This window comes from Nocardia sp. NPDC050406 (assembly GCF_044459025.1).
In the GTDB taxonomy this organism is placed as follows: Bacteria; Actinomycetota; Actinomycetes; order Mycobacteriales; family Mycobacteriaceae; genus Nocardia.
Genome location: NZ_JBITIM010000002.1, coordinates 1,905,689 through 1,921,988 on the forward strand (window position 1 = coordinate 1,905,689; position 16,300 = coordinate 1,921,988).

Sequence of the window (16,300 nt, forward strand, 5' to 3'; positions counted from 1 at the left end):
GGGGAGGTACCCGATGACCGGGAAAACTGAACGTCCGGGCCAGCCCGGCCGGGCGGGCGAACTGTTGAAGCGCGCCGACGGGCTGCTCATGCAGGCGGCGGGGGAGAAGGATCCGACCGAGCGATTCCGCACCGCGTATCTGGCCGCCCTGCGCGGCGCGGGCGCGGTGCTCGCCCTGACCGGAGCCGACCAGGCCCCGCGGGCGCGTTCGCGCAACGCCTGGGATCTCATGCAGCGCGCCGCGCCCGAATTCATCATGTGGTCGGACTACTTCCGCGCCCAGTCCGAGACCCGCGCCGCCCTGGAGGCCGGATTGCCGCGCGAGGTCGACGACACCCGGGCCGCCGAGTTCGCTTCTCGGGTAGGCGCATTCCTGCACGATGTGGAGGATCTGCTCGCCGCGGCGACCAAAGTTCGGCCCCCCGGGGGATGGATTGCGGGAATGCTCGCCTGAACATCGGCCGAGTAGGTGGTCGCTCTCTGATCGAACTCGTATCATTGGTGTCAGACAGCCGCCAACGTCGGCTATCTGTCGCTATCCCGGAAGCGACCGCCACTACCTAGTGCCGGGGGAGGTACCGTGCCACTCTCCGAGCACGAGCAGCGCATGCTCGAACAGATCGAGAGCGCTCTCTATGCTGAGGATCCCAAGTTCGCATCAACGGTTCGAGGCGGGCGGCTACGCTCGGCGACCGGACGACGCAGACTTCAATCAGCGGCTCTTTTCGTCCTCGGCCTGTTCCTACTCGTCGCGGGCATTGCCGCCCCGATCAAGCTCGGGGATTTCCCGATCATCAGCCTGATCGGATTCATCGTGATGTTCGGCGCCGGTGTGCTGTTGCTGATGGGTGGCCCCAAGCTGGGCGCCCAGAACGGCGGCACCGACGCGCATCCCGCCTCCGGCGGGACGCCCAGTAGTGGACGAGGCCGACAGAAGAAGCAGGGCGGATTCTCCGCCCGTATGGAGGATCGCTTCCGGCGTCGGTTCGAAGAAGGTAACTGACGCACGACTCGCCTCGGCGAGTCAATCGATCAAGCGCGACACGCCGCAGCGCCACACCGATTTACGGGTGTGGCGCTGCGGCGTGTCTTAGGCGTGTCGCGGTTCCCCCACCCTTGATTCCACCCTTCCCCACACTGCCCCACGGGCGTTCCCCACCTACCCCCACCGCCGTCGGATATGCGTGCTATCTGCGGGTTTGCTGATGGTTGTCGGGTGGTCGACACCGTGCGTCGCGCGTGTCGGGGGAACTGCGGCGAAAGTTCCCCACCTCGGTGATAGCTGGTGTGACCTGCGAAGTTCGCCAAGCGGGGACCGAGATCACCGCCGCTTTCGATTGAAAGTGGGGGAAAGTGGGGTAATGTGGAGCGCGCACTACAGGAGGCCGAACAGCTGAGGGGTGATCCAGTAGGAGGTGTCGGGAGTTGTTTCTCGGTACCTATACCCCTCGACTGGACGACAAGGGGCGACTGACGTTGCCTGCGAAATTTCGCGACGAGCTGGCGGGAGGGTTGATGGTCACGAAGAGCCAAGATCACAGCCTTGCCGTGTATCCCAAGGAAGAGTTCACCGCGCTCGCGCGGCGAGCCGCGGCCGCGTCCCGAAGCAACCCGCAGGCAAGGGCTTTCGTTCGCGCACTCGCGGCATCCACGGATGAACAGCGCCCGGACGGACAGGGCCGGATCATGTTGTCGGCCGAACACCGCCGCTACGCGAACCTGACCAAGGATTGCGTGGTGATCGGCTCGGTCGACTTCCTCGAAATTTGGGACAAGGCGGCGTGGGATTCCTACCTCGCCGAGCACGAGGAGGACTACTCGCAGGCCAGAGACGAGTCGCTGGGCGGAATCTTCTAGCCCGCAGCGAGGCGAGTGCCCTGCGGCCTCTGCCCGACGCCGACCCTGACGTACTTCCCCAACGCCAGGTGCGGTGCTTCGGTCAGAGACCACGGGGCATTGGCCCCCGACGCTGAAATCACGCCCTGAACATCTCAGCGTGAAGTCCCATCGCAAGCGACCCGTGTGGCCGTGCGAACGAACGTGAGGCAGGAATCCGGGAGGTCGAGGTGCACCGAAACACTGACGGTCCCCGCCACGTTCCGGTTCTCCTCCATCGCGCCGATGAAATCCTCGGTCCCGCACTGCATTCCGAGGGCGCCGTCTACCTCGACTGCACCCTCGGCCTCGGCGGCCACGCCGAGTACTTCCTGCGGACCTACCCGAACATCCGGCTCGTCGGCCTCGACCGCGATACCAATGCCCTGAAGTTGGCGGGTGAGCGGCTGAGCCCTTTCGCCGATCGAATCACCCTGGTGCACACCAGGTATGACGGGATCGCCGCCGCCCTCGAGGAGGCCGGACTGCCCGCCACCGGTTCGGTGAGCGCGATTCTCATGGACCTCGGCGTGTCGTCCATGCAGTTGGACGAGGCCGATCGCGGTTTCGCCTATTCGGTGGATGCCCCGCTGGATATGCGCATGGACCCCACCACCGGTATCACCGCCGCCGATGTGCTCAACACCTACAGCCACGGCGACCTGGCCCGGGTGCTGAAGAACTACGGCGACGAACGGTTCGCGGGCAAGATCGCCTCCGAGGTGCTGCGCCGCCGCCAGCAGAAACCCTTCAGCACCAGCGCCGAACTGGTGGAGCTGCTCTACGCCACCATTCCCGCCGCCGCCCGCCGCACCGGCGGCCACCCCGCCAAGCGCACCTTCCAGGCGCTGCGGGTGGAGGTGAACCGGGAACTGGAATCGCTGGAGGCGGCCCTGCCCGCCGCCCTGGACGCACTCGCCCCCGGCGGCCGGATCGTGGTGATGAGCTACCAGTCCCTCGAGGACAAGGTGGTCAAGGCCGAGCTCGCCAAGCGCTCCGCCTCGCGCACGCCATTGGACCTGCCTGTCGAATTGCCGGGTATGGGACCGGAATTCAAGATCCTCACCCGCGGCGCCGAGAAGGCGACCGATCAGGAGATCGAGGAGAACCCCCGGGCCGCGCCGGTGCGTATGCGGGCGGCCGAACGTATCGCAGGGGAGGAGACGGTATGACCCGGAGTCGACGACCGCGCGCGGGCGCAGACGGCGGTGGGGTGGTTCTATGACCATGACGCAGGGCAGACTGCAACGCCGGGAGGATCGCCCCGCCCGTCGGGTGCAGGCCGCTGATCGTGTGAAATCCGGTGCGGCGCAACGGGCCTACGCCAAGCGCCGCAATCGCGAACAGGACCGGGCGGGATCGCCGACGCTGCCCCGGGGCGGCGAGCCGGTGCTGGCGGGCCGAATTCCCTTCGTGGCCAGCATTATCGCCCTGCTCGGCTGCGGCCTGGCCCTCACCCTCCTGCTCACCACCCGCGCCGCCGAGGACAGCTACCAGCTCGGTGATGCCCGCGCCGTGAACACCCAACTCTCCGATGAGCGCGCCGCCCTGCAACGTCAGGTCGAGGCCGCGGACTCCGCGCCCGAACTCGCCGCCCGCGCCCGCGAACTCGGCATGATCCCGGCCCGCGACCCCGCGCGCCTGGTGATCGCCCCCGACGGCTCCGTGACCGTGGTCGGCACGCCCGCGCCCGCCCAGGGTTCGCCCGCGCCGCCGCTCAACACCACGCCGCCCGCTCCGGGCGCGACCCCGCCGAAACTGGTTCAGGCCCAAGGTGAACGCGTCGTCCCGGTGACGACCACCCCGAACGCGCCCCAGCCTCCGGCCAATCAGGCTCCCGCCAACCAGAACCCGGCCGTACTGGCGGCGCCCCAAACCACCGCGCCCGCACCACAACCCGCCGCGCCGCAGCAGGCGACCACCCCGCAGCCGTATCCGGTTGCCCCGGTCCAGGATCCGGCCGCCCAGCAGCCCGCCCCGGCGGATCCAGCCCCCGCACCGGTGACCCAGCCGGAGCCGAATCCGGCCGCTCCCGTCGCCCCGCAGCCGGTCCAGGCCACCCCCGCCCCCGTCATGCCGGGGGTGCCGGAGTGACGCCGACTCCCGCGAAAGCCTCTCCCGCGCCGCGTATTCGAACGGTATCGGTGCTGCCGACCCCAGCCACCACGCGGTCTGCCCCCGCAGGCGGTGCCGCGGCGAGCGGAGCTCCCGCCCGCCCGCACGCCGTGTTGACCGAGCGGACCGCGACGCCGCTGCCCACTACGGGTCGGATCCCCACCCGCACGCACGCCGCGACGCCCGCCCACACGGCCACCGCGCTGACAGCCGGGGACGGGGTTTCCGAGTGAGCCCCTCAGGGATGACACGAGGCCGTGATTCCGGCCGCGGCCGCGCCGAAGGTGGGCGGGGCCGCGGCCGTTTCGGTAGCGGACGCGGGGAATCCGGTGCGGGGCGCGGGAATTCGGGCGGTCGCACCCAGGCCGTGAACCGGTCGGGCAGCGGCCGGAGCGCGTCCGCGCCACCGCGCCCGCGCAAGGCCCCCAGACGCAGGCCCGCACCGGGGCTGGACGCCTCCATGCGGTTCCGGTTCGGTGTGGGGCGCATTGTCATGCTGGTGGCGCTGCTCGTCGCCGCCCTGCAATTGCTGTGGATTCAAAGTATCGCCGCGCCTCGGCTGTCGGCGGAGGCCGCGCAACAGCGCACCTGGGTGCAGCAGGATCTGGCCACCCGCGGGCCGATTCTGGACCGCAACGGGAAATCCCTGGCCTTCACCATCGCCGCCAAGAATCTGACCTTCCAGCCGGTGCGGGTGCGCAAGGAATTGGCCGACGCCCGCGAGAAGGATTCCACCAAACCGGAACCGGATCAGCGACTACAGGCGATCGCCAAGTTCATTCACGAGAAACTCGGCACCGCCGCGCCGGAACAGGACGTGCTGACCAAACTGCGCAGCGACGAACCGTTCGTCTATCTGGTGCGCAATGTGGACCCGCGCACGGCGACCGATATCAACGAGAAGTTCCCGGAAGTCGGGGCCGAGCGCAAGGATATGCGCGAATATCCCGGTGGTTCGCTGGCCGCCAATGTGATCGGCGTGACCGGCTGGGACGGCCACGGCCAGATCGGCCTGGAGACCGCCCTGGACTCCACCCTCGCCGGAACCGACGGCTCGCACACCTACGACCGCGGCTCCGACGGCGCGGTCATCCCGGGCAGTTGGCGCGACAATCAGCCCGCCGTGAACGGCAACGGCGTCGAACTCACCATCGACTCCGACCTGCAGTACTACGTGCAGCAGCAGGTGCAGCAGGCCAAGGAGCTGTCCAAGGCGCAGGCCGCCTCGGCGGTGGTGCTCGACGCGCATACCGGCCAGGTACTGGCCATGGCCAACGACTCCACCTTCAATCCCGCACTGGGATCGCAGTATTGGAACTCCTCCGACCTGGGCAATCCCTCGGTCCAGGAGGTCTACGAACCCGGTTCGGTGAACAAGATCGTCACCGCGGCCGCCGCCATCGAGTACGGCCTCACCACGCCCGACGAGGTGCTGCAGGTGCCCGGCAATATCTTCATGGGCGGCGTCACCGTCAACGACGCCTGGGCGCACGGCACCACGCCGTTCACCACCACCGGCATCTTCGGGAAGTCCTCGAATGTGGGCACCCTCATGCTGGCGCAGCGCGTCGGCGAGGACCGCTTCTACGACATGCTCATGAAGTTCGGCCTCGGCCAGCGCACCGGCGTCGGCCTACCCGGCGAATCCGGTGGCGTGGTGCCCTCGCGCGACCAGTGGTCCGGCTCCACCTTCGCCAATCTGCCCATCGGCCAGGGCCTTTCGATGACGACGCTGCAAATGACCGGTATGTACCAGGCCATCGCCAATGACGGCGTGCGTGTTCCGCCGCGCATAGTCAAGGCCAAGGTCGCCCCCGACGGCACCCGCACCGACGAAGAGCAGCCCGAGGGCGTCCGCGTGGTGAGCGCGCAGACCGCCGCCACGCTGCGCGGCATGTTCCAGGCCGTGGTGCAGAAGGACCCGCGCGGCATCCAGAACGGCACCGGCGCGCCCGCCGCCATCGACGGCTACCAGGTGGCCGGGAAGACCGGTACCGCACAGCAGATCGACCCCGCGTGCCGCTGCTACTCCACCGACCGCTACTGGATCACCTTCGCCGGTATGGCCCCCGCCGACAATCCGCGCTATGTGATCGGCCTGATGCTCGACGCGCCGCAGCGCAGCTCCGACGGCACCGGCGGACAGTCGGCCGCGCCGCTGTTCCACTCCATCGCCTCCTGGGCGCTGCAACGCGACCGCGTGCCACCGTCGCCACCGGCCGCACCGCTGATCCTGCAGGCGCAATAGGGCTGGAAACTCATGCGTGTCCAGGCCCGAGAACACCACTCGAGGACCGACGGGTGACCGAACCACGCCGTGCCGATCGCACGTCGAAACCACACGGGTAACCTGACTCGTCGATCCGAACCAGCAGCACCGTTTCACACCACCGACACAACCATGACCACCGAATCGGAGAGGAGCTTCGTGCCCGCGCAGCATCCGCGTAGCGGAAGTTCGGCAGAGCCGCAGGTGCTTCGGCCCGCCGCACCACCGACGACCCCCCTGCGCACGGTGGCCGAGCTCACGGGCGCGCGGCTCGCGCCCCGCGCCGCGGCGGAGACCGCCGATACCGCCGTTCTCGACGACGTGGTCGTCACCGGAATCGAGCAGCGCTCGAACGCGGTTCGGCCGGGTGACCTCTTCGCGGGTCTGGCCGGGGCACAGGCGCACGGTGCGCGCTTCGCCCACGACGCCATCGCGCGCGGCGCGGTCGCGGTGCTGACCGACGCGGCGGGCGCGGAACTCATCGGCGCGGTGGACGTTCCGGTCCTGGTGCGGGAGAACCCCCGTGCCGTTTTGGGCGAATTGTCCTCTGCCCTCTACGGAAATCCCTCCGAGCGACTGCGCATCGTCGGCATCACCGGCACCTCGGGCAAGACCACCACCGCCTACCTGGTGGAGGCCGGACTGGCCGCCGCCGGATTGCGCACCGCGCTGATCGGCACCATCGAGACCCGCATCGGCGGCCGTCGCGTGCCCAGCGCGCTGACCACCCCCGAGGCCCCGCAGCTGCACGCCATGTACGCGCTCATGGTCGAACAGGGCGTCGGGGCCGTCGTCATGGAGGTCTCCAGCCACGCGCTGGCCCTGGGCCGCGTGGACGGCGTGCGCTTCGACGTCGGCGCGTTCACCAATCTCTCCCAGGACCACCTGGACTTCCACTCCGACTTCGAGGACTACTTCGCCGCCAAGCGGCGCCTGTTCGTCGCCGCGGCCGACCGCCCCGCGGTGACCGCCCGCACGGCCGTGGTGTGCGTGGACGACCAGTGGGGCCGCCGCCTGGCCGAGGAGATCCGTGCCGCGCGCGAAAGCTCTTCCGCCGCTGGCGCATCGAGCCCCGCCGCCTCCGACACCCTGATCACCATCGCCACCCGCCCGGATATCGACGCCGACTGGCTGGCCAGCGCCTCGGCCGTCGGCGCGGGCGGCACGCAGTCGTTCACCGCCTCCGGCCTGGACGTGAGCGTCCCTGTGCGCCTGCGCCTTCCGGGCAGCTACAACATCGCCAACGGCCTGCTCGCCGTCGCCGTCTGCCAGGCCGCCGGGGTCGACGCCGCCGTGGCCGCCGCCGCGCTCGCCGAGGTCGACGTGCCCGGCCGCATGCAGCGGGTGGAACGCGGCCAGGACTTCCTCGCCGTGGTGGACTACGCGCACAAGCCCGCCGCCGTCGAGTCCGTCATCGCCACGCTGCGTGGACATCTCGCCGAACAGGGCGGTGGCCGCCTGGCCGTGGTGGTGGGCGCGGGCGGGGACCGCGATGCCGGGAAGCGCCCGCTCATGGGCGAGGCCGGGGCGCGCGGCGCGGATCTGCTGATCATCACCGACGACAACCCGCGCACCGAGGATCCGGCCGCCATTCGCGCCGCCGTCCGCGCGGGTGCCGAGACCGTGCCCGACGACGAGCGCGGCGAGGTGCGAGAAGTGGGAGATCGAGCGGCCGCCATCGCCGCCGCCGTCGACTGGGCGCGCCCCGGCGACGTGGTGCTGGTGGCGGGCAAGGGACATGAGACAGGGCAGGAGATTTCGGGTGTGAAGTATCCGTTCGACGACCGCGAGGTGCTCGCGGCGGCCCTCTCGGAGAAGACGAAGGACCTGACGGTTTCATGATCGAGATGACACTGCGGGAGATCGCGGAGGTCGTGGGCGGCACGCTGCACGACTGTCCCGACCCGGAGGTGACCGTGACCGGCGCGGTCGAATTCGATTCGCGCCGCATCGGATCGGGCGATCTGTTCCTGGCGCTGCCGGGCGCGCAGGTGGACGGCCACGACTACGCCGAGCAAGCCGTCGCCGCCGGTGCGGTGGCGGTGCTCGCGGCCCGACCGGTCGGTGTGCCCGCCATTGTGGTCACACCCCGCCCCAGCGCCCCCAGCCGCGCCGTCGCCCTGGCCGCCGACACCGACGGCTCCGGCGCCGCCGTCCTCGACGCGCTCGCCGCACTGGCCCGCGCCAGCGTGGAACGACTGGTCGCCGCGGGTGGTCTCACCGTCATCGGCGTGACCGGCTCCTCCGGCAAGACCTCCACCAAGGATCTGCTCGCCGCCGTCCTCGCCCCGCTGGGACCCGTTGTGGCCCCGCCCGGTTCGTTCAACAACGAACTCGGCCACCCCTGGACCGCGCTGCGCGCCAATGCCGAAACCCGTTTCCTGGTCCTGGAATTCGGCGCGCGCGGGGTCGGCCACATTCGCGCCCTCACCGAGGTGGCCCCGCCCAGCATCGCCGTGGTCCTCAATGTCGGCGTCGCGCACCTCGGCGAATTCGGCAGCCGCGCGGCCATCGCGCAGGCCAAGGGCGAACTGGTGGAGGCACTTCCGGCCACCGGGCTCGCGGTGCTCAATGCCGACGACCACCTCGTCGCGGCCATGGCCGCGCGCACCTCGGCGCGGGTGGTCCAGGTCGGCCTGGGCTCCGGCGCGGACGTGCGCGCCACCGATATCTCCCTCGACGAGCAGGCCCGCGCCCGCTTCACCCTGCGCCGCGGCGAGGAGACCGCCGAGGTCGCGCTGTCCGTGCACGGCGAACACCAGGTCGGCAATGCGCTGGCCGCCGCCGCGGTCGCCCTGGAGTGCGGCGCGGAGCTGAAGTCCGTCGCCGAATCCCTCTCCGCCGCCCGCGCCGCGTCCGCGCGCCGCATGGATGTGCGCACCCGGGCCGACGGCGTCACGGTCATCAACGACTCCTTCAACGCCAATCCGGATTCGGTGCGCGCCGCCCTCAAGGCCCTCGTCACCATGGCCAAATCCGCCGACACCCCGCGCCGCAGCTGGGCGGTGCTCGGCGAAATGGGGGAACTGGGCGAGGAATCCGTGCTCGAACACGACAAGATCGGCCGCCTGGCGGTGCGCCTGGACGTGGACCAGTTCATCGTCGTCGGCGCGGGCCGCCCGGTGCGCGCCATGTTCCAGGGCGCGGTACAGGAGGGCTCCTGGGGCGAGGAGGCCATCCACGTGCCCGATATCGCCGCCGCCATCGACCTGCTCGACCAGGAACTGGCCCCCGGTGACGTGGTGCTGGTGAAGGCGTCCAAGTCCGTCGGACTCTGGGCCGTCGCCGAGCACTTGACCGCCGCGCAGGAGGCCACCCGATGACTCAGATTCTCTTCTCGGCGGCCATCGCGCTCGCCGTCTCGATTCTGCTCACCCCCGTGCTCATCTCCATGTTCGCCAAACAGGGCTTCGGACAGGAGATTCGGGTCGACGGCCCGGAGAGCCACAAGGCCAAGCGCGGCACCCCCACCATGGGCGGCGTCGCCATCCTCGCCGGTATGTGGGCCGGATATCTCGGCACCCACCTCATCGGCATGAGCTACGGCCAGCCCGGACCGTCGGCCTCCGGTTTGCTGGTGCTGGGTCTGGCCACCGCGCTGGGCGGCGTCGGCTTCCTCGACGACTTCATCAAGATTCGCAAGCAGCGCAATCTGGGCCTCACCGCGGCGGGCAAGTACATCGGGCAGCTCTCCTCGGCCGCCATCTTCGGTGTGCTGGCGCTGAAATTCCGCAACGACGCCGGGCTCACCCCCGCCAGCAAGCACCTGTCCTACGTTCGCGACATCACCACGGTGTCCATGAGCGTGGCCATCTTCCTGGCCTTCGTCTGCCTCGTGGTGGTGGCCTGGTCGAACGCCGTGAACCTGACCGACGGCCTCGACGGCCTGGCCGCCGGATCCATGAGCCTGGTGCTCGGCGCGTACATGATCATCACCTTCTGGCAGTGGCGCAATGCCTGCGTCGACTACCCGGAGGCCGGGTGCTACAACGTGCGCGATCCGCTGGACCTGGCGCTGGTCTGCGCCGCCGGTGGCGCGGCGTGTATCGGATTCCTGTGGTGGAACGCGGCCCCCGCCAAGATCTTCATGGGCGATACCGGTTCGCTGGCGCTGGGTGGTCTGCTCGCGGGCCTGTCCATCACCACGCACACCGAACTGCTCATGATCGTCATCGGCGCGCTGTTCGTGGCCGAGGCGGCCTCGGTGGTGCTCCAGGTGGCGGTCTTCCGGACGACCCGCAACAGGTTGTTCAAGATGGCGCCGTTCCATCACCATTTCGAACTGAGTGGCTGGGCCGAGACGACGGTGATCATCCGATTCTGGATGCTCGCCGGTATGGCGTCCGCGGTCGGGCTGGGTCTGTTCTACAGCGAGTACTTGTCGGTCGGGTAGGTCAGAGGCGATGGTCGAACATTCTCCGCGGGTCCTCCGTTCACCGGGACCCATGCTCGAATTCCTGCGTGGCCGTGACGTTCTCGTCGCCGGTTGGGGAGTCTCGGGGCGCTCACTCATCGAGCCGCTCCAGGACATCGGCGCCCGCCCGGTGGTGACCGACGGCGGCCAGAAGGCGTTGGCCGAAGCGGCCGAACTCGGTCTGGCGACCGCCACCGCCGAGGATCTCCTCGAGCCCGACGCGCTTGACCGGTTCGCGCTGGTGATCACCAGCCCGGGCTGGCGGCCGGATTCGCCGGTCTTGGTCACCGCCGTGACCTCCGGCATTCCCGTCTGGGGCGATGTGGAGTTCGCGTGGTGGGTGGACCAGGCCCGCATCTACGGCCCGGTCCGCAAGTGGCTGGTGATCACCGGCACCAACGGCAAGACCACCACCACCAATATGACCCACTCGATTCTGCGCGCCGCCGGAATCTCCAGCGTGGCGTGCGGCAATATCGGCACCCCGATCCTGGACGCGCTGCGGCGCAATCCGGGACCGCAGATCCTGGCCGTGGAACTGTCGTCGTTCCAACTGCATTGGGCCCCCTCGGTGCGACCCGAGGCCGGTGTCGTGCTGAATGTGGCCGAGGATCACCTGGATTGGCACGGCGGGCTCGACGCCTACGCCGCCGCCAAGGCGCGCGCGCTCACCGGGCGCGTCGGCGTGGTCGGCCTGGACGACGCCGTCGCCGCCGCGCTGGCGCGAAAGTCCAAGGCGCGCCGCACCGTCGGCTTCCGCATCGGCGTGCCCGCCGACGGCGAACTCGGCGTCGTGGACGGCAAACTGCTCGACCGCGCCTTCACCAAGGCCGCCATTCTCGCCGAGGTGGGCGATATCAGCCCGCAGGGCCCGGCCGGGGTGGCCGACGCCCTCGCCGCCGCCGCGCTCACCCGATCCATCGATGTGGCACCGCAATTCGTGAAGGAAGGGTTGCAGGAGCACAAGGTCGGCCCGCACCGGGCCGCGTTCGTGCGCGAGCTGATGGGCGTCGAATTCGTCGACGACTCCAAGGCCACCAACCCGCACGCCGCGCGCTCGTCGATTCTGGCCCACCCCAATGTGATCTGGGTGGCGGGCGGTCAGCTCAAGGGCGCGGGCGTGGAGGATCTCGTCGAAGAGGTCCGCGAACACCTCGTCGCCGCCGTCCTGTTCGGCCAGGACGCCGCCGTGATCGCGGCCGCACTGGCGCGACACGCCCCCGACGTCCCCGTCGTGGAGCTGGGTTCGGGGGACTATGCACAGATGGTCGCCTCCGAAAATGGACCGGACGCGGTGATGGCCCTGGCGGTTCGGGCCGCCGCCGGATTCGCCGGGCGCGGCGACACCGTTCTGCTCGCACCCGCCGCCGCCTCCCTCGACATGTTCACCGACTACACCCATCGCGGCCGCAGTTTCGCCGCCGCGGTGGCGGCCCTCGACGAAAAGGACATCGGGAGCCCGCAATGACGGCCCCCGCGCGACGGAGCCGAACCGACTCGAGCGGTTCGGCCTCGGCGCGCCGGGCCCGGGCCGGATGGTTCGGCGCATGGCTGGCGCGGCCGCTCGCCTCGTTCCATCTCGTCGTCACCATCGCGGTGCTGCTCACCGTGCTCGGACTCGTCATGGTGCTGTCGGCCTCCAGCGTGGAGGCCTACGCCGGTGGTAGATCGGCGTATTCGATGTTCATCCAGCAGGCGGTGTTCGCCGTCTTCGGCGCGGTGGTGTTCTACATCGCGCTGCGAATTCCCTTGCGGGTCTTGCGGCGACTGTCGTTCCCGGCCTTCGCGCTGTCGGTCGTCATGCTGGTGCTCGTGCTCATCCCGGGCATCGGCACCAAGGTGCAGGGCTCGCGCCGCTGGTTCGACTTCGGCTTCGTCTCGGTGCAGCCCTCGGAGATCGTGAAGATCACCCTCGTGGTCTGGGGCGCGCACCTGCTCGCCTCGCGCCGCGCCGAATACGCCGACGGGCATGTGGGATACAAGGAGATCCTCATGCCGCTGGTGCCCGCCGGTCTGCTGGTCTGCTTCCTGGTGGTGCTCGAACCCAATCTCTCCACCACCATCGCGCTCGGCATCGTGCTGGCCGCGCTGCTCTGGTTCGGTGGCCTGCCGCTGCGCATGTTCGTCACCATCGCCGTCTCCGGCGGTGTTGCGGCCGCGATCCTGGCGCTCTCGGCGGGCTACCGCTCCGACCGCATGCGCGCCTTCTTCAACCCCGGCGACGATCCGCAGGGCATCGGCTACCAGGCCCGCCAAGCGCTGTATTCCCTTGCCGACGGCGGGATCTGGGGCCGCGGGCTGGGCCAGAGCCGGGCCAAGTGGAGCTATCTGCCCAACGCGCACAACGATTTCATCTTCGCCATCATCGGCGAGGAGCTCGGATTCCTCGGATGTGCGCTGGTGCTCGGGCTTTTCGCGCTCTTCGCCTACACCGGCCTGCGCATCGCCGCGCGCTCGGTGGACCCGTTCCTGCGCCTGGTCGCCGCCACCGCCACCACCTGGATCACCGGGCAGGCCCTGATCAATATCGGCTATGTCGTGGGTTTGCTGCCCGTCACCGGCCTGCAGCTGCCGCTCGTCTCGGCGGGCGGCTCGTCGCTGGCCATCACCCTGCTCATGTTCGGCATCGTGGCCAACTGCGCCCGACACGAACCGGAGGCGGTGGCCGCCCTGCACGCCGGACAGGACGGGCGCTTCAGCCGCATGCTGCGACTGCCCAAACCGGAGATCTACTCACCCGGCCGCGCCTCGGCCGCTCGCGCCCGCGCCGCCGCCAAACGCTCCGCCAAGAAGGCCGCCAAGGCCCCCGCCAAACAGCGGCGCGGCCTGCCGCCGGGCGGTCCGGGCGGCGCGCAGCGGCATCGGTCGATAGATTCGGATTCGTCGCGTCGACGATCGGCCTCCACCGAATCCTGGCGCAGCACCCGGGCCTGGGAGCCCAGCTATCCGATGAACCATGCGAGAGAACGGGGAAATTCGAGGTGACAGGGGAGCGGCCGCTCTCGGTGATCGTGGCGGGCGGTGGCACCGCGGGACATGTCGAACCCGCGCTGGCCGTGGCCGACGCGCTGCGGCGCATCGACCCGACGATTCGGGTGACCGCGCTCGGCACCCAGCGCGGACTCGAGACACGCCTGGTGCCCGAACGCGGGTATCCGCTGGAGCTCATTCCGCCGGTACCGCTGCCGCGCAAGCCCACCATGGATCTGGTGAAACTGCCGGGCCGTGTTCGGGCCTCGGTCCGGCGCACCCGCGCGATCATCGACGCGGTCGAGGCGGATGTCGTGTTCGGCGTGGGCGGCTACGTGGCGCTGCCCGCGTATCTGGCCGCGGGCCGGGGTGTGCTGCGCCGCCGCCGCGCGGTGCCGGTGGTGGTGCACGAGGCCAATGCCATGGCGGGCATCGCCAACAAGGTGGGTGCGCGGCTGGCCGCGCGGGTGCTCGCGGCCGTACCCCATTCGGGTGTGGCGGCGCGCGGTCGCGCCGATGCCGAAGTCGTCGGTATTCCGGTGCGCGGCAGTATCTCCGGGCTCGACCGGGCGGCGCTGCGGGCGGCGGCGCGCGAGGAATTCGGGCTGCCCGCCGACGGACCGGTCCTGCTGGTGTTCGGCGGCTCGCAGGGCGCGCGCACGCTCAACGAGGGCGTGTCGGGTGCCGCCCAGCAGCTCATCGCCGCCGGGATCTCGGTGCTGCACGCGCACGGCCCCAAGAACACCCTCGACGGCCTGCCCGACGCCGACGCCGAGACCGGCGCGAAATACGTTGCCGTGCCCTACCTCTCGCGCATGGACCTGGCCTACGCCGCCGCCGACGCGGTGGTCTGCCGCTCGGGGGCCATGACCGTCGCCGAGGTGTCGGCCGTGGGCCTGCCCGCCTTCTACGTTCCGCTGCCGCACGGCAATGGTGAACAGGAACTCAATGCCCGGCCGGTGGTCTTCGCCGGTGGTGGCAGAATCGTCGCGGACGCGGAGCTGACTCCGAAATACGTGATCGACGAGGTGATACCGCTGCTCATGGATTCCGATCGGCTGACGGCAATGGGACGCGCGGCGGCGAATGCCGGACACCGCGACGCCGCCGACGAAGTGGCGCGCATCGTGCTGGAGGTGGCGGGTCGATGACGGAAGAAGCGGCGGTAGCACAGCAGGCCGACCTCCCCGAGGAACTGCACCGGGTGCACATGATCGGCATCGGCGGTGCGGGCATGTCCGGTATCGCGCGGATTCTGCTCTCGCGCGGCGGACTCGTCTCCGGGTCCGACGCCAAGGAGAGCCGCGGCGTGCTCGCGCTGCGGGCGCGCGGCGCGCAGGTGCGCATCGGGCACGACGCCAGTGCGCTGGACCTGCTACCCGGCGGCCCGACCGCCGTCGTCACCACCTACGCGGCCATCCCCAAGACCAATCCGGAACTGGTGGAGGCGAATCGGCGCGGCATCCCCGTACTGCTGCGCCCCACCGTGCTGGCCTCGCTCATGCAGGGGCACCGCACCCTGTTGGTCTCCGGCACGCACGGCAAGACCTCCACCACCTCCATGCTCGTGGTGGCGTTGCAGCACTGCGGATTCGATCCGTCCTTCGCCGTCGGCGGTGAGCTCAACGAGGCCGGAACCAATGCCCATCACGGCACCGGCGGCATCTTCGTGGCCGAGGCCGACGAGAGCGACGGCTCGCTGCTGCAGTACGCGCCCGACGTCGCGGTGGTCACCAATATCGAATCCGACCACCTGGACTACTTCGGTTCCGACGAGGCCTACGTCCAGGTCTTCGACGACTTCGCCGACCGTCTCGTCCCGGGCGGGAAACTCGTGGTGTGCCTGGACGATCCGGGCTCGCGGGCGCTCGCCGAGCGCACCGTGGCGCGCTTCGCCGACGACGAGCGCGGCATCCAGGTGATCGGGTACGGCTCCGGCGACAGCGCCACCGAGGTGCCCATGGGCGCGCGGCTGCTCTCCTTCGAACCGCGCGATGTCGGCGGTGTCGCGGTCTTCCAGCTCACCGACGAACCCGCCCCGCGCACGCTGCGGCTGTCGGTCCCCGGCCGCCATATGGCCCTCAACGCCCTCGGCGCGCTGCTGGCCGCCCAAGCCGGGGGCGCCGATATCGGCGAAATCATCCAGGGGCTGGAGGGTTTCGGCGGCGTACACCGGCGCTTCCAGCTCGCGGGCCGGGAGAACGGCGTGCGCGTCTTCGACGACTACGCCCACCATCCCACCGAGGTGCGGGCCGTGCTCGGCGCGGCCGCCGAACTCGTGGCGCAGGAGGCGCGCGACGGCGCGCGCTCGCGCCAGGGCCGGGTGATCGTGGTGTTCCAACCGCACTTGTACAGCCGCACCGCCACTTTCGCGACCGAGTTCGGGGCCGCCCTCGATCTCGCCGACGAGGTGGTGGTGCTCGACGTCTACGGCGCGCGCGAGGAGCCGCTGCCCGGCGTCAACGGCGCCCTGGTGGCCCAGGCGGTCACCAAACCCGTGCACTATCAGCCGGATATGTCGCGTGTCGGTCGCCAGGTGGCGGCGTTGGCCCGGCCCGGCGATGTCGTGATCACCATGGGCGCGGGCGATGTCACCATGCTCGGCAGCCAGATCCTCGACGGGCTGCGGGCCCGGCCCTCGCACGGGCGGTGAGCGC

13 protein-coding genes are annotated in these 16,300 nt (G+C 70.0%); all 13 read left to right on the forward strand.

Going from position 1 to position 16,300, the window contains the following annotated elements:
• The first annotated feature begins 13 nt into the window (after positions 1-13).
• A complete protein-coding gene (locus ACIBH2_RS22070; RefSeq protein WP_397120178.1) occupies positions 14-454 on the forward strand; it encodes an SAV_6107 family HEPN domain-containing protein in 441 nt (146 codons plus the stop codon).
• A gap of 126 nt (positions 455-580) precedes the next feature.
• Positions 581-1,003 (forward strand): DUF3040 domain-containing protein, encoded by a 423-nt coding sequence (locus ACIBH2_RS22075; protein WP_397120180.1) that lies wholly within the window; start codon positions 581-583, stop codon positions 1,001-1,003.
• Positions 1,004-1,425: 422 nt separating this feature from the next.
• Positions 1,426-1,857 carry a division/cell wall cluster transcriptional repressor MraZ gene (gene mraZ, locus ACIBH2_RS22080; protein WP_397120182.1) on the forward strand — a complete coding sequence of 144 codons (432 nt, stop codon included), beginning with the start codon at positions 1,426-1,428 and terminating at the stop codon, positions 1,855-1,857.
• Between the two features lie 209 nt (positions 1,858-2,066).
• Entirely contained in the window at positions 2,067-3,047 is a 981-nt protein-coding gene (rsmH, locus tag ACIBH2_RS22085; protein ID WP_397120184.1) for a 16S rRNA (cytosine(1402)-N(4))-methyltransferase RsmH, read from the forward strand.
• 49 nt (positions 3,048-3,096) lie between these two features.
• Entirely contained in the window at positions 3,097-3,969 is an 873-nt protein-coding gene (locus ACIBH2_RS22090) for a hypothetical protein (protein ID WP_397120186.1), read from the forward strand.
• A gap of 481 nt (positions 3,970-4,450) precedes the next feature.
• A complete protein-coding gene (locus ACIBH2_RS22095; protein ID WP_397120188.1) occupies positions 4,451-6,238 on the forward strand; it encodes a peptidoglycan D,D-transpeptidase FtsI family protein in 1,788 nt (595 codons plus the stop codon).
• Between the two features lie 153 nt (positions 6,239-6,391).
• The gene (locus ACIBH2_RS22100; RefSeq protein WP_397120190.1) at positions 6,392-8,101 is read left to right on the forward strand and encodes a UDP-N-acetylmuramoyl-L-alanyl-D-glutamate--2,6-diaminopimelate ligase; all 1,710 of its coding nucleotides are present in this window, start codon (positions 6,392-6,394) and stop codon (positions 8,099-8,101) included.
• Positions 8,098-9,582: a UDP-N-acetylmuramoyl-tripeptide--D-alanyl-D-alanine ligase gene (murF, locus tag ACIBH2_RS22105; RefSeq protein ID WP_397120192.1), complete on the forward strand. Its 1,485-nt coding sequence runs from the start codon at positions 8,098-8,100 to the stop codon at positions 9,580-9,582. The genes ACIBH2_RS22100 and murF overlap by 4 nt, the downstream gene beginning before the upstream one ends.
• Positions 9,579-10,652, forward strand: coding sequence for a phospho-N-acetylmuramoyl-pentapeptide-transferase (gene mraY, locus ACIBH2_RS22110; RefSeq protein ID WP_397120194.1), 1,074 nt, complete (start codon positions 9,579-9,581; stop codon positions 10,650-10,652). The genes murF and mraY overlap by 4 nt, the downstream gene beginning before the upstream one ends.
• A 52-nt stretch (positions 10,653-10,704) precedes the next feature.
• Positions 10,705-12,141: a UDP-N-acetylmuramoyl-L-alanine--D-glutamate ligase gene (gene murD, locus ACIBH2_RS22115; protein WP_397120969.1), complete on the forward strand. Its 1,437-nt coding sequence runs from the start codon at positions 10,705-10,707 to the stop codon at positions 12,139-12,141.
• Positions 12,138-13,658 carry a putative lipid II flippase FtsW gene (ftsW, locus tag ACIBH2_RS22120; RefSeq protein ID WP_397120196.1) on the forward strand — a complete coding sequence of 507 codons (1,521 nt, stop codon included), beginning with the start codon at positions 12,138-12,140 and terminating at the stop codon, positions 13,656-13,658. Before murD ends, ftsW begins: the two co-directional genes overlap by 4 nt.
• A complete protein-coding gene (gene murG / locus ACIBH2_RS22125) occupies positions 13,655-14,794 on the forward strand; it encodes an undecaprenyldiphospho-muramoylpentapeptide beta-N-acetylglucosaminyltransferase (RefSeq protein ID WP_397120198.1) in 1,140 nt (379 codons plus the stop codon). Before ftsW ends, murG begins: the two co-directional genes overlap by 4 nt.
• The gene (gene murC, locus ACIBH2_RS22130; RefSeq protein WP_397120200.1) at positions 14,791-16,296 is read left to right on the forward strand and encodes a UDP-N-acetylmuramate--L-alanine ligase; all 1,506 of its coding nucleotides are present in this window, start codon (positions 14,791-14,793) and stop codon (positions 16,294-16,296) included. The genes murG and murC overlap by 4 nt, the downstream gene beginning before the upstream one ends.
• The last annotated feature ends 4 nt before the right edge of the window (positions 16,297-16,300 follow it).

Coding starts and splice junctions, on each gene's coding strand:
- murC (WP_397120200.1), top strand. CDS start 14,791: ATGACGGAAGAAGCGGCGGTAGCACAGCAGGCCGACCTCCCCGAGGAA.
- mraY (WP_397120194.1), top strand. CDS start 9,579: ATGACTCAGATTCTCTTCTCGGCGGCCATCGCGCTCGCCGTCTCGATT.
- ACIBH2_RS22095 (WP_397120188.1), top strand. CDS start 4,451: ATGCGGTTCCGGTTCGGTGTGGGGCGCATTGTCATGCTGGTGGCGCTG.
- ftsW (WP_397120196.1), top strand. CDS start 12,138: ATGACGGCCCCCGCGCGACGGAGCCGAACCGACTCGAGCGGTTCGGCC.
- murD (WP_397120969.1), top strand. CDS start 10,705: ATGCTCGAATTCCTGCGTGGCCGTGACGTTCTCGTCGCCGGTTGGGGA.
- ACIBH2_RS22100 (WP_397120190.1), top strand. CDS start 6,392: ATGACCACCGAATCGGAGAGGAGCTTCGTGCCCGCGCAGCATCCGCGT.
- ACIBH2_RS22090 (WP_397120186.1), top strand. CDS start 3,097: ATGACCATGACGCAGGGCAGACTGCAACGCCGGGAGGATCGCCCCGCC.
- murF (WP_397120192.1), top strand. CDS start 8,098: ATGATCGAGATGACACTGCGGGAGATCGCGGAGGTCGTGGGCGGCACG.
- ACIBH2_RS22070 (WP_397120178.1), top strand. CDS start 14: ATGACCGGGAAAACTGAACGTCCGGGCCAGCCCGGCCGGGCGGGCGAA.